The sequence below is a fragment of the Anabaena sp. UHCC 0204 genome (assembly GCF_009711975.1).
Lineage (GTDB): Bacteria > Cyanobacteriota > Cyanobacteriia > Cyanobacteriales > Nostocaceae > Dolichospermum.
The window spans coordinates 1-13,348 of record NZ_VIKW01000043.1 but is presented as its reverse complement, the minus strand read 5'-3'; the positions used below and the strand labels follow the sequence as shown (position 1 = coordinate 13,348).

Here is a 13,348-nt window from a genome sequence, read left to right as displayed (position 1 = left end):
ACAATACTCATGTTGTTTAAATAGAAGGCTCAACCCCAATCAGTAAAATGGTTTGAGCAATTTATCACCCAATAAAGCCTTAAAAAACCTTATTCTTTTCTAGTCGAAACTTTTGCGACAATCCAATTTAATAAACGCACTCATAGTTATTTACGTTGTCAAGGAAGAAGACTAGATGAAATTAGCTTACTGGATGTATTCAGGACCCGCCCACATTGGCACTTTACGAATTGCTAGTTCATTTAAAAATGTTCATGCAATCATGCACGCGCCCCTCGGTGATGATTACTTTAACGTCATGCGTTCTATGCTATCGCGGGAGAGAGATTTCACCCCAGTCACAACTAGCGTGGTTGATAGAAACGTTTTAGCCCGTGGTTCTCAAGAAAAAGTAGTAGACAATATCACTCGCAAAGATGCTGAGGAACACCCCGATTTAATCGTTTTAACCCCTACCTGCACCTCTAGCATTCTCCAAGAAGACTTACATAACTTTGTGGAAAGGGCGCAGTTGGAAGCGAAAGGGGACGTAATGCTGGCGGATGTGAACCATTACCGCTACAACGAATTACAAGCCGCAGACCGCACTTTACAACAAATTGTTCAATATTACATTGAGAAAGCTCGGAAACGGGGAGAATTACCAGCAGGAAAAACTGCTAAACCCTCAGTTAACATTATCGGAATTTCTACTCTGGGTTTCCACAATAACCACGATATCACTGAACTGAAACGGTTAATGGCTGATTTGGGAATTGAGATAAATACTGTAATTCCTGAAGGTGCTTTGGTTCACGAGTTAAAAAATCTGCCTCAAGCTTGGTTTAACTTAATTCCCTATCGGGAACTGGGGTTAACTACGGCTAAATATTTAGAAGAAGAATTTGGTACACCTTACGTAGATATTACACCTATGGGGGTTGTAGAAACTGCCAGATGTATCCGCAAAATTCAACAGGTGATTAACGCCCATAGTTCGACTTCGCTCACTACAAAAGGCGCTGAAGTTAATTACGAAGACTTCATTAATGAACAAACTCTGCACGTATCCCAAGCTGCTTGGTTCTCCCGTTCTATTGACTGTCAGAACTTGACTGGGAAGAAAGCGGTAGTATTTGGTGATAATACCCATGCGGCAGCTTTAACGAAGATTCTATCGCGGGAAATGGGTATTCACGTTGTTTGGGCTGGTACTTATTGCAAGTATGATGCTGACTGGTTTAGAGAACAGGTGAGCGAATATTGCGATGAAGTATTAATTACAGATGATCATGGTGAAATTGGGGATGCGATCGCTCGCGTTGAACCTTCTGCTATATTTGGTACACAGATGGAACGTCACGTTGGTAAACGTTTAGATATTCCTTGCGGTGTAATTGCAGCACCTATTCACGTTCAGAATTTCCCAATTGGTTACAAACCATTTATGGGTTATGAAGGCACAAATCAAATCACAGATTTAATCTACAATTCCTTCACATTGGGAATGGAAGATCACTTATTAGAAATCTTTGGTGGACACGATACAAAAGAAGTAATTACCAAAGGAATTTCCGCAGAATCTGGTTTGAATTGGACAAAAGATGGACAAGCAGAATTGAATAAAATTCCTGGTTTTGTGCGCGGAAAAGTGAAGCGAAATACCGAAAAGTTTGCCCGTGAGCGTGGTTTTAAAGATATCTCGGCTGAAGTCTTGTATGCAGCCAAGGAGTCTGTAGGGGCGTAAGTTTGCGGGGTTAGATGATAAGGGTGAGTGGTCAAAAGAAGCAGGAGAGCAGGGAGTGGGGAGCAGGGGGGAGAGACTGGGACAAAGCTTGTACCCCGCCCCAGCCGAGCGCCCTGGAAGGGCGGGGCTTCTTACCCATGCTCCGCTTCGTTCCGCGCAGAGAGGAAGGGCTTGCTCCCCCTGCTCCCTTCCCCTCTGGTCGCCCTACAATTACTCCGAAGCTGCCATCCATCTCCATTTTACGCCTTTGATAAAGTTGATATATTTTTAGATGGGTCAAACGGGGAACGATTAGCTAGAATGATGAAACAACAGACAGAACAAGCCCAGTTTATGTTGTGAGTTTGCGCCGTCTAATGATAGAATCAGTACAGCGCACAATTGGCGTAACTCAAGCCAGAAGGACGCATACTCAAGTTTTGGGTATTAAGTTAGAGACAACAGGTGACAGGTAATTAACAATTGACAATTGGTAATTGTCAAGTTTCTGTTAAAAATAGTTTATACATAAACCAGATTCGAGATTGCCTACGGCACGCTAAGTGAACAGGACGACCTATAGAATGACCTCTGAACAAGTAATTAGACGTTCCGATATATTAAACACTCAAGTGATCACCCGCGATAATGGCAAGCGGTTAGGTATCGTGAGTCAAATCTGGGTTGATGTTGATCAAAGAGAAGTGGTGGCGCTTAGTTTGCGAGACAGCCTGATCTCTATATCTAGTCTGCCTCGCAATATGTATCTCAACACCATTAACCAAATCGGTGATGTCATCTTAGTTGATAACGAAGATGTCATTGATGACGTGGAAGTAGAGATTCTCAGCAACCTCATGAACTGGGAAGTTATCACTGAAACTGGGGAAGTTTTAGGTAAAGTGAGAGGCTTCAAATTTAATGGCGAAACGGGTAAAATATACTCCATAGTCATTGCCTCCTTGGGATTACCCCAAATTCCTGACCAGTTTTTGAGTACCTACGAACTGTCCATAGATGAAGTTGTCAGCACAGGTCCTAGTCGGTTAATTGTTTTTGAAGGTGCTGAAGAAAGAGTAAACCAGTTAACCGTAGGCGTTTTAGAACGGCTGGGTATTGGTAAAGCCCCTTGGGAAAGAGACACAGAAGAAGAATTTGGCTATAGCGCCCCCCGGACAGTTGCACCCAGCAATCAGCTACCTAGTGGTGTTCCTCTCCAAGTACCCCGGCCAAAAGTCCGAATTCCTGAACCCATAGACCAAGAAGAAGAATGGACTGAAGACTACATAGAAGAAGAAAGACCCCAGCGCCAAGTGATGAAAGCTCGTTCCTACGAGTCAATTCAGTACGAAGAAGACGAAGAAGATAACTGGAGTGAGGCAACAGTAAGAGATAGTTACCAAGAAGCACCCAGATACGAACCCAAGCCTGCTAAAAAGACTTACGCTGACGATTATGATGACTATGATGATGATCTAGACGGTGATGCTTGGGATGATGCACCCAAACCAGTCAATATTCCCAAAAAGGTCAAGGAAAGACAAGTGGAATACGAAGAAGAAGGTGGATATTAAGTTTTTTGACAATCCCCGCTCTAGAGAGACGGGGATTCTTATTAAATCCCTGCACCATCAAAGAATTCCTGGATCTTCTTATCTCGGATATTGCAAAAGTTGTGTTCTTTTGGTAATTCATCTTTGTGAATGAATGTACCTGCTAAAACTGAAGTCCTTTCCGGAGTTTGGAGAGCTTGAATTTGCTCTTCTAGTGCTTCAATGCGGTCAACTAAAGTGCGAATTACTTGAGCTTCTGAGTCTGGTAAGTTGCTGTGTTCTAGAGGCGCAACCCGGACTCCAGAACGGTAAATAATACGTCCAGGTACACCGACAACTGTACAACTAGATGGTACATCTCTCAATACCACTGAACCAGCGCCAATGCGGACATTATCACCAATTTCGATATTTCCTAAAACTTTTGCCCCAGCACCAACAACGACATTTTCGCCTAATGTGGGGTGACGTTTACCGCTTTCTTTACCAGTACCCCCCAGGGTGACACCTTGGTAAATTAGGGCATAATCTCCGATAATAGCTGTCTCTCCAATGACCACTCCCATTCCGTGATCAATAAATACTCCTTGACCAATCACCGCCCCTGGGTGAATTTCAATACCAGTTAAAAACCGAGCAATATGAGAAATTAATCGGGGGAAAAAAGGAATACGAATACTACGCAACCCGTGAGCAAAGCGGTGGAAAATTAGGGCTTGCAAACCAGGATAGCAGAACAAAACCTCTAACCAATTGCGGGCAGCGGGGTCACGTTCAAAGATAATGCGAAAGTCGGCACGGAGTCTAGAAAACATCGAGATAGTACCCTTGGATAGCACAACAAGCTACTATCTCATCTTATCGTGACTTGGTAATTGGGGTTAAGCAATTAAAAAATAAACGTAGTAGTAACGAAAAAAGAGGGATTGTTTCTATTGCTGCACCGTTAATACATAGTTGCGTTTTACGCCTTGATCAAACATACCTACCCAAATGTGATATGTGCCTTGTCTCCATTTCTTATTGCTCACACTAGCATCTTTGCTTCGACCAGTATCATCACCGCAACGGATTGTTTGATCATCTGGTCCTTTGATCAGTAAAGTTGTATCATTACCACCACTGTTCACTAAGATTTTCAGGTTGTCAAAATCTTTCTCTAAAACGAGGATGTGATCAGGATTAGGGTCAGCAAAGCCGATACAGAGATTTTTATCGAGGTCACGATTGCTGATAGCAGATAAGGAATAAGCACCACCTGTATATCCAGAAGTTGTTCCTTGGGACGCTGCAAAACCTGGTGATAATTTCAAACTACCAAAATTGGCTGTTTCTGCCAAGACAGATGTAGCCATCATAGATGTAATTAGAGTCAAAAACCATCCTAATTGAGACTGAAGCCGGAGATGACGCTCTTGCATAATTAGCCCTCCCACAGGCAATAAAAGTGATCATGTATACTAATTTTACTTGAAAAATTATCACTTAATGGTATCTGTGCCACAGAAAAATGTGACCTAAATAACAGTTTTTTAATTTGTAATGTGATATTGGGATACTATTTTTATCATGGGGATCACATCTGGTATAATACTGATATACAGCCAATGTAAAATAAATGCTGTAAGTAATTAGGTTTTTATGGAGGTTAATAAAAATGCCGAGAGGTAACTTGAGCGAAAAAGTAAACGAAAAAGTAAACTATCAGCCTTTAATGGCTTCATTCATAGTTATGTTAGTAGGACATTCAACCATTGATCAAAGTTTTAATAATCCACCTGAGCAGGTATTAATTGTATCTAATTCAACTACAATACTCGATGAAAAAAAAGCTCTAGATTTAGTTTGGAGTTTACCAAAAGTGCAGCGGAAAGCCCGCGAAATTCAGCGACTATCCAGAGGAAGTATTCGGGTTTCATCAAGGATTGATAGTTATCCTACCGCTGATGAACCTTACTATGTAGTTAGCGTAATTGAGAATCACTCTGATAAAACGACTAGTCCGATTTATTGGTTTCGTGTATCGAATCCCAGCGGTGTGGTAGAGGCTTTAGATTTAGTCCAAAATCAATACATATCTCTAGATAAATGGAATCCTGATGGTAGGTAAACCTACAATCAATCAAATTTTTTAAATCCTTGCTTTGCGTTTTTGCTTTCTTTTCACTCCTGCATTCATAAACATCAAATTTTTAACATAAAAATGTCTGAACAAGAAACAGTTAGCCCTTGGAAATATAAACCTTGGTGGTGTCAACCTTGGTCAATTATCCTCACATCTGTGACATTAATTAGTGGTAGTTGGTTAATATTTAAAACTTTTTGGCTGACAGTTTTAGTCTCTATTCCGTTATTAATTTGGATGGGGTTTTTTCTATTAATTTGGCCACAGATGATGATTCGTAGTGGCGTTTTAGATAATGTAGAAAAGCATCCTTAAAATATATTCCGATAAATCACATACATCCCACTAACATAGAGAGCAATCAGAGTTAATCCATCCCAAGTAATGTACATTCGTGAACCGCTGACGGCGTGGTAAATCAGCCCAGTAATTGCGACTGAAGTCATAATCATAGCTAGAATGGTAGTAAATATATGTATCTGACTGATATTTAACCAGAGACTACCTTGTAAATACACAAAATCATAAAAGCCTAGAATGGCTAAATTAGTGATATTAGAGCCGAAAACGTTGGATACGGCTAAATCAACGGCATTGAGTCGGACAGCAGCTAAGGATGCAACTACTTCCGGTAGTGAAGTAGCTGTAGCTAAGAGAATTGCACCAATAAAGCTTTCCCCCAGTCCAGTTACCGCTGCAACTTGATCACCTAAATACGCCAGCCATATACCTAAAATTACAATCATTACTGAGAGGAAAATAAACTTCAGATATGCTTGTTTTGAGGTAATATGTCGGTATTGAAAAGCCTCAATTTCTTCCTCTAGCACTTGTGCGCGGCGTTTTATCTCAAATTTAGCAATCATACGGGCGCTCAAAAAGTAGAGCAAGAATAGTATGATACTGGGAATCCCCACCCATCCGATAGTTAAATTTATTTCTGTTTTGGCGACGAGTATTCCCCCAGCAGTTACACCTAGCATGGCACAGCCCAAACTAGCTGCTAATCCATGACTAATTTGCGCTCGCTGTAGCACGGGGTCAGGACCGTTGTAAATATCGAGTAATGCCAAAATGAGTAAATTAAAGAGACAACTGCCTAAGATGCCCCCTACAGCTAAGTCTGGGGAGTTAAACATCACTATGGCACTTGTTCCTGTAGCTAATTCAGGCAAAGATGTGACACCTGCTAAGAGGATTGTCCCGACCCAAGTCCGTCCTAGTCCGGTTTTTTCTGCTAAGATATCGGCACTTTGGGAAAGCTTTGAACCGATAAAAATTACTAAGGCAATACAGATAATAACTTGAAGAAGTAGCATAGTTATGTTGGTTTCAATATCGTTGGATGTGGAACAAAATTTTCACATTTTCTTGTTTGTTTAAAATTCTTTTAGTGATGATGACAGAAATTATAAATCAAAATCGTAACCCGGTTCAAATTTCTATTATTATTCCGACTCTCAATGAAGCGGATAATCTTAAAGAAGCAGTTAGTAGTATTCAATCTAGTACCAATGTAGAAATAATTATAGTTGATGGTGGTTCAGAAGATGAAACATTATCCATAGCTAAATTTTTAGATGTCAAAGTAATTATTTCTCCTCCCGGACGTGCTAATCAAATGAATGCTGGTGCTGAAGTTGCTAGTGGGGAAATTCTGCTGTTTCTCCATGCGGATACTCGCTTACCGACAAATTTTGAGCAGATGATTCGGACGACGTTAGCAAAACCGGGAATTGTTGCTGGTGCGTTTGCTTTGCGGATAGATGCACCTAATTGGGGATTGCGTTTGGTGGAATGGGGGGTAAAATGGCGATCGCACCTTTGGCAAATGCCCTATGGTGATCAAGCGATTTTTCTAACTAAGGAGGTATTCCAAACAGTTGGTAATTTCCCAGAAATGCCGATTATGGAAGATTTTGAACTGATGAGAAAATTAAAATCTCTGGGAAAAATTTATTTATTACCAACACCTGTAATTACCTCTCCTCGGAGATGGTTAAATAAAGGAATTTTACAAACTACTATTTTAAATCAAATTATTGTGATTGCTTATTTTTTGGGTGTTTCTCCAAATCGCATTCGTAATTGGTATCGGCAGAAAAAAGTCTAGAATTTTAACTTTCATTTTTGCAAAAATAGATATTGCTTGAGAACAGGAATCTATAATTTTAGGGAATTTGTTAAATATAAAACCGACAACTTTTTGATAATCATGTATTTATAAGTAAAGATAACAGAATCAAAATATACTTTATCCTTGACAATTCAGAGGGAATACTAATGCCAACTTCAGAATTTACAAGAGTTACAATTCGTCCCATGGATGAGTATAATCAAAAATTACTCAAGAATGTTCATCCAGATAACTGGATTAATCCCCAACCTGCCGATTGTTATGATTTGGTAATAATTGGTGGAGGAACTGCGGGTTTAGTTGTAGCTGCGGGGGCTGCGGGTTTGGATTTAGGTTTGAAAATAGCATTAATTGAAAAACATCTCATGGGAGGAGATTGTTTAAATGTTGGTTGTATCCCTTCTAAATGTTTAATTCGTTCGTCCCGTGTAGTTGAAGAAATCAGGAAAGCGAAGGATTTAGGTATTAATATTTCCCAGCAATTTGATGTTGATTTCGCCACAGTGATGGGTAGAATGCGGCGCATTAGAGCTAGTATTAGTCATCAGGATTCAGTCGAAAGATTTAAAAATTTAGGAGTTGATGTTTTTTTAGGGGATGGTAAATTTACCAGCAATAATACTGTAGAAGTTGCCGAACAAACCTTGAATTTTAAAAAAGCTGTAATTGCTACTGGTGCTAGGGCTGCTAAACCAAAAATTCGAGGCATTGAAGAGGTAGGTTATTTAACTAATGAAACGGTTTTTTCTTTAATTCAAAAACCGAAAAAGTTAGCAGTTATTGGCGGCGGTCCAATTGGCTGTGAGTTGGCACAGACATTTCAACGGTTAGGTTGTGAGGTAACATTATTTCATCGTGGTTCACATATTTTAAATAAGGAAGATACAGAAGCAGCAACAATTCTGCAAAAAGTTTTGATTGATGAAGGGATTCGTTTGGTGCTGAATTGTCAGTTAGAAGAAGTAGTCACAGTTACAGAAGGAAAACGGCTATATTTTTCTGTGAATAGCGATCGCGATTCGGTTACAGTAGATGAAATTTTAGTTGGTGCAGGACGTGCGCCAAATGTGGAAAATTTGAATTTAGAAACAGTGGGAGTAGAATATGATCAAACTTTGGGGGTAAAAGTGAATGATTATTTGCAAACCACAAATCCTAAAATTTACGCCGCTGGTGATATCTGCATGGATTGGAAATTTACCCATGCGGCAGATGCTGCGGCGCGAATTGTGATTAAAAATGCCCTACTTTCGCCTTTTGGTTGGGGACGATCTCAACTAAGTAGTTTAGTGATGCCTTGGGTAACATATACCAGTCCAGAAATTGCCCATGTGGGAATGTATGAAAATGAGGCGAAAAAATTAGGTATAGAAATAGAAACTATTAAGATTCCTTTTAGAAGTATAGATCGAGCGATCGCTGATCATGAAGAATCTGGTTTTTTGAAAATTCATCACAAAAAAGGATCAGATCAAATCCTCGGTGCAACCATAGTTGCCAATCATGCTGGTGAGATGATTTCTGAAATTACCACCGCTATTGTCAATAAAATTGGTCTTAATAAACTTAGTAGTGTTATTCATCCTTACCCAACTCAAGCAGAAGCGATTAAAAAAGCCGCAGATACTTACCGCAAGACTCTACTCACATCAGGAAATAAGCAATTGTTAGGATTTTTAAGAAAGTTTTCTTAAATTAGGAATGAGGGATTGGGGAATTAAACTTCATCCTTCACCCTATTAATTACGCATCATCCAATGTATGCTACAATGAAGCTCAGTTTAGTTAAATTCTAGCTTAAAAGAAATTAATATTACTACTGGAGTTTGATTAAGTATGCTAAACCAATCTATTGCCGGAATGACTTTACAGGATTTAGAATCATTGATCAATAGACTTGTTGACGAAAAAATTAATCAGATTAATCTTGATAAAGATCACAAAATAGAACAAACTGAGAATGTTCAAAACATAGACATTTTGCCAGAATATATTGAAACGTCTAATCCTTTTGTTCAATTTAATGGTATTTTCAAAGACGATCCACTTTTTGATGAGTTTGTTGAAGAAATGGCTAAAAATCGCCGTGAATTAGATGCAGAAATAGCTGTTTATGAAGTTTCTTTAGAGGAGAACTAAACAGCGTGAGCAGATATATTCTTGATACTAATATTGTGACTCTTTCTCAACACGGAAATTCTAATATTGCTCAACGCGCCAAAGTTGTGGGAATTAACAATATATTTATTACAACTGTTACCCTGGAAGAACAATTAAAAGGTAGATTAGCAGTTATTAGTAAATCTGCTACTAAACCAGAATTGTTACCAATTGCTTACCAAAATTTGCAAGTGACTCAACGTTATTTCTGTAGTGTGAATTTATTGGAATTTAATCAAGAATGCTGCGAATGTTTTAAAAAACTGCGTCAGCAAAAAATCAATATAGGTACACAAGATTTAAGAATAGCTGCCATAGCATTAGTTAATGATGCAATTTTAGTCACTCAAAATTACCAAGATTTTATCAAAGTTCCTGATTTAAAAATGGAAGATTGGACTGTAAATATAATGTAAATATAAAGTTGGATTGAATTAAAGACAAAGCCAAAAACTTCATCCTTCATTCCTATTAATTATGCTTCATCTAAAGCTGCAATACCAGGTAAAACCTTACCTTCCAACAACTCCAAACTAGCAGCACCACCGATAGAAATATCTGTAATTTAATATTAAATTAAATTTAAAGCCTGTTTGATAATTAATTTTTGCTCTACCATATTTCTTAAGGTTGCTCCATCATAAATTCCACCAAAGGTTTCTAAAGCTGCATTATCTAATGCTCGATTATAAGCTTCTAATAAAATTTCTTCTATTTCTTTTTTGTTCATGTAATATCCTCCAGCTTTTCGGCGTTTATTGATCCGATTAATTGCGTCAGTAGCATTGCGAATGGAAACATCCCAATAAGGAGTTGTCCTTTTTTCTGCCTGTTGTTTAATTAAATGAACTAAAAGCACTATACAATAACTATAAATTTTATTAATTTTATCTTCTTTGCTCATTTCTTCCAATTCATCAATTAAAGATAGAGCCGCTTCTAGGTTGCCAGAAACTACTAATTCCCTGAGTTCTAGTAATTCTTCCATAATTTGCTCTTTCCTTGAAGTTTGCTATTTCTAGCATAGCTCTCAAACCATTTAATTTCTTTCTCAAGATTAAGAATACTGTACTATTGATTATTTTCAATACTTTTCAATTGGTGCTGCACTACTAAGCTTTTTTACAGAGGTTACAGAATCACCCGCACCGATAATGGTAGTTGTGCCGGTTTTGCCGATTTCTGCTAGAGTATGAGCGATCGCTAAGTTGCGCTATCTCTATTCCTTCGGTCTCGTAAGGGATACGAGACGCTACCAAGAACGCACGCATCACGCCGCAGCTACAGATTGGAAGTTTTGCAATCTATTCAACCATTGATTCCAGTGATAAACTAACTTTGTGCGATCAAACTGAAAAACTTCTGCTTCTTGATCAGGTAAAGCCACAACAATTAAAGCATGATTAATTTTATCACCAAATAGATTAGTTTGATATTGTCTATTAATTGCACCAGTATAAGCAGTTAGCTGTAAAGGTTTATCATAAAGCTTTTCTAGTTTTCCCTTTGGTTCTTCGGCTGTTGTCCATTCAACGACGTGGGGAACACCTTGATAACGCGCCACAAAATCAACTTTACCTGCGTAAGTTTCCATATAGTTAGGGACAACTTGCTCAACCAGTTGCACATCGCTAAGATGTTTAAATAAAGGTTGAATGCTATCCCAATAAGGTTGAATAGAGTTGTTTATAGGTTGCAGTGAGTTAGTTTGGAAATGGTGCTGAACCATTTTATGTAAAGCATTTCCCCGATTACGACTATGATTAGCAATACGATTTGCTTCTGCATTTCCAACTTTTTTCCGCCAATAGTAAAGTCCATTTCGGGACTCTTGGGTTTGTGTGGCTTTGAGAACTGTGGTAACAGCAGGAAGGAGAACGCCGTTATTACCTCGGTAGTAGCATTGGCTGTTGATGTAGGTAGATTTCATAACTTTGTGCGTGTTGAGTGACTACATCAACTAGCTTCGAGTGTTGGTGTCTGAGATAGCGTCTGAGTAAGTTGTCTAGGGTGTATGACTTTGTGTATGAAAGTGTATGACTTTTGACAATACTCCAGCTACAATAATTAAAAGTTCTGTGGTTAAAATATGACTGGGCGATCGCTTACTGCATCTATAAAAGGTATCGAAAAAGCAGAAAAAGCTTTGCAAAGTAATAGCTTAAATAAAACAGCCTTAGCTAGAGATTTAGGCTTTTCTCGTTCAACTGTTACTAATTTCTTTCGTCAGATACCAATTGAACGCTTGAATTTTGAGGAAATTTGCACAAAACTAGGTTTAGACTGGCAAAATATTGTTGATATACCAGCAACCGAAACTGAAATAGAGGAAATTGAAAATACTATATTTAAAGATCCTAATTTTTTAGGACGTGAGGAAGATATAGCAAATATCAAGAACCTAGTTAATGAAGGTAAAAAAGTTATTTTAATTAAAGCTGAGGGTGGAATTGGTAAAACAACCTTGGCTGAAAATTGGTTTAAAATTCAAGGTTTAGATTATTTAAAACTTAATGTAGGAACAACATCTCAAAATATCCAATCAGTACAAGATTGGGTAAGTCTAAAATTAAAAGATTATTTTCAAGTTCCACCATTAGAAAATTTCATGACAATGCTGGAACAGTTTAAAATCCAATTACAGAACCAAAAAATCGGTATTTTAATTGATAATCTTGAGCCTGCACTAAAAAATGGTGAATTTATAGAACTACATCAAAATTATGTAGATTTATTGGAAGCACTTGCTGATCAAAATATTCAAGGAACTACCATTATTACAAGTCGTGAGCAGATTTATGAGCATAAAATTTTCAGGTTGCTAACTTTTTATAATTATGATTTAGATGGATTAAGTGAAAAAACATGGAAAGAATATTTTGAAAGCCAAGAAATAATAATAGATAATGATTCTTTAACTGCAATCTGGCAAAATTATGGCGGTAATGCTGAGGCTATGTCTTTGCTTGCTGCTGATATTTTAAATGAAGCAGATGGAAATTTAAAAACCTACTGGGAAGATAATAGTGAGGACTTATTAAGACATCGTTCTTTAGAACAACTTGTAAAATCTCAGTTTGATAAACTCAAAAATGATAATTTACAGGCTTATAATTTACTATGTCGTTTGGGGATTTATCCTAACCAGGATATTTACTTACCAGAGATATGGTTAGATTGTTTACTTTGGAATGTACCTAAGAATAGACGAAAGAGGTTTATTGATGATTTATTCTCAAGATGTTTAATTAAACAGCGTGATGAAGGTTATTATTTACATCCAGTTATTCGCATAGCTGCGATAGAAAGATTTAATTTACTTGATAAAAATTTTGATAATTATTTATTACTTATAAAAGAAGAAATAGATAATAAAATTGCAGATAGTCCACAAATACAATCTTGGCTAGAATGGATAAATCAAAAACTTCTACTTTTGTCAAAAGATTATAAAAAATCAGCGTTTTGTGCTTTCTATTTGAGCTATCTAATTTACAGGTGTGAAAATTTAAATCTATCATATTTAAACAAAAGAATTCATTATTATGAACTTGCATCTAAACTTGATAAAAATTTTTATTTTCTTCTAAAAGGCGCAGATGATTTCATCGAGAAAGAGGCTGTTAAAATAGATAATGAAGATGTAAATATTATTTATAATAATCAAT

13 protein-coding genes and 2 pseudogenes are annotated in these 13,348 nt (G+C 37.6%); 10 read left to right on the top strand and 5 right to left on the bottom strand.

Annotated features, from left to right (window positions below; genetic code table 11):
• Positions 1-175: 175 nt before the first annotated feature.
• The 3 genes and pseudogenes from bchB to FJR04_RS22365 all read left to right on the top strand — a co-directional run bounded on the left by bchB (position 176) and on the right by FJR04_RS22365 (position 3,279).
• Positions 176-1,726, top strand: a complete 1,551-nt coding sequence (gene bchB / locus FJR04_RS22375; RefSeq protein ID WP_168498954.1) for a ferredoxin:protochlorophyllide reductase (ATP-dependent) subunit B — start codon at positions 176-178, stop codon at positions 1,724-1,726.
• Positions 1,727-1,801: 75 nt separating this feature from the next.
• Positions 1,802-2,181: pseudogene (locus FJR04_RS26715) on the top strand (hypothetical protein); the annotation flags it as partial.
• A 108-nt stretch (positions 2,182-2,289) separates the two neighbouring features.
• Entirely contained in the window at positions 2,290-3,279 is a 990-nt protein-coding gene (locus FJR04_RS22365; protein WP_168498952.1) for a PRC-barrel domain-containing protein, read from the top strand.
• A 41-nt stretch (positions 3,280-3,320) separates the two neighbouring features.
• On the opposite strand, the gene cysE is transcribed toward FJR04_RS22365, so the two are convergent.
• Together cysE and FJR04_RS22355 are read right to left on the bottom strand one after the other, a co-directional pair.
• Positions 3,321-4,073 (bottom strand): serine O-acetyltransferase, encoded by a 753-nt coding sequence (cysE, locus tag FJR04_RS22360; RefSeq protein ID WP_168498950.1) that lies wholly within the window; start codon positions 4,071-4,073, stop codon positions 3,321-3,323.
• Positions 4,074-4,190: 117 nt separating this feature from the next.
• Positions 4,191-4,679 carry a hypothetical protein gene (locus FJR04_RS22355; RefSeq protein ID WP_168498948.1) on the bottom strand — a complete coding sequence of 163 codons (489 nt, stop codon included), beginning with the start codon at positions 4,677-4,679 and terminating at the stop codon, positions 4,191-4,193.
• Between the two features lie 236 nt (positions 4,680-4,915).
• Between FJR04_RS22355 and FJR04_RS22350 the strand changes: the two genes are divergently transcribed.
• Together FJR04_RS22350 and FJR04_RS22345 are read left to right on the top strand one after the other, a co-directional pair.
• Positions 4,916-5,368: a hypothetical protein gene (locus FJR04_RS22350; RefSeq protein ID WP_254445348.1), complete on the top strand. Its 453-nt coding sequence runs from the start codon at positions 4,916-4,918 to the stop codon at positions 5,366-5,368.
• 93 nt (positions 5,369-5,461) lie between these two features.
• Complete coding sequence (locus FJR04_RS22345; protein WP_168498946.1) at positions 5,462-5,698, top strand: DUF6737 family protein; 237 nt, start codon at positions 5,462-5,464, stop codon at positions 5,696-5,698.
• Here the strand turns inward: FJR04_RS22345 and FJR04_RS22340 are convergent.
• Positions 5,695-6,702 (bottom strand): sodium:calcium antiporter, encoded by a 1,008-nt coding sequence (locus tag FJR04_RS22340; protein WP_168498944.1) that lies wholly within the window; start codon positions 6,700-6,702, stop codon positions 5,695-5,697. The genes FJR04_RS22345 and FJR04_RS22340 overlap by 4 nt on opposite strands.
• A gap of 80 nt (positions 6,703-6,782) precedes the next feature.
• Here FJR04_RS22340 and FJR04_RS22335 point away from each other — a divergent pair, with 80 nt between their 5' ends.
• The 4 genes from FJR04_RS22335 (at position 6,783) to FJR04_RS22320 (ending at position 10,096) form a co-directional block, all read left to right on the top strand.
• Positions 6,783-7,496, top strand: a complete 714-nt coding sequence (locus FJR04_RS22335; protein WP_168498993.1) for a TIGR04283 family arsenosugar biosynthesis glycosyltransferase — start codon at positions 6,783-6,785, stop codon at positions 7,494-7,496.
• Between the two features lie 170 nt (positions 7,497-7,666).
• On the top strand, positions 7,667-9,214 hold the full coding sequence (locus tag FJR04_RS22330) for a mercuric reductase (protein WP_168498942.1): 1,548 nt from the start codon (positions 7,667-7,669) through the stop codon (positions 9,212-9,214).
• Positions 9,215-9,356: 142 nt separating this feature from the next.
• The gene (locus tag FJR04_RS22325; protein WP_168498940.1) at positions 9,357-9,659 is read left to right on the top strand and encodes a hypothetical protein; all 303 of its coding nucleotides are present in this window, start codon (positions 9,357-9,359) and stop codon (positions 9,657-9,659) included.
• Positions 9,660-9,664: 5 nt separating this feature from the next.
• Entirely contained in the window at positions 9,665-10,096 is a 432-nt protein-coding gene (locus FJR04_RS22320) for a type II toxin-antitoxin system VapC family toxin (RefSeq protein WP_168498938.1), read from the top strand.
• Positions 10,097-10,251: 155 nt separating this feature from the next.
• Here the strand turns inward: FJR04_RS22320 and FJR04_RS22315 are convergent, their stop codons facing one another.
• The gene (locus FJR04_RS22315; protein ID WP_168498936.1) at positions 10,252-10,668 is read right to left on the bottom strand and encodes a DUF29 family protein; all 417 of its coding nucleotides are present in this window, start codon (positions 10,666-10,668) and stop codon (positions 10,252-10,254) included.
• Positions 10,669-10,950: 282 nt separating this feature from the next.
• Positions 10,951-11,610: an exonuclease gene (locus FJR04_RS22310; protein ID WP_168498934.1), complete on the bottom strand. Its 660-nt coding sequence runs from the start codon at positions 11,608-11,610 to the stop codon at positions 10,951-10,953.
• Positions 11,611-11,769: 159 nt separating this feature from the next.
• Between FJR04_RS22310 and FJR04_RS22305 the strand changes: the two are divergent.
• Positions 11,770-13,348: pseudogene (locus FJR04_RS22305) on the top strand (hypothetical protein); the annotation flags it as partial.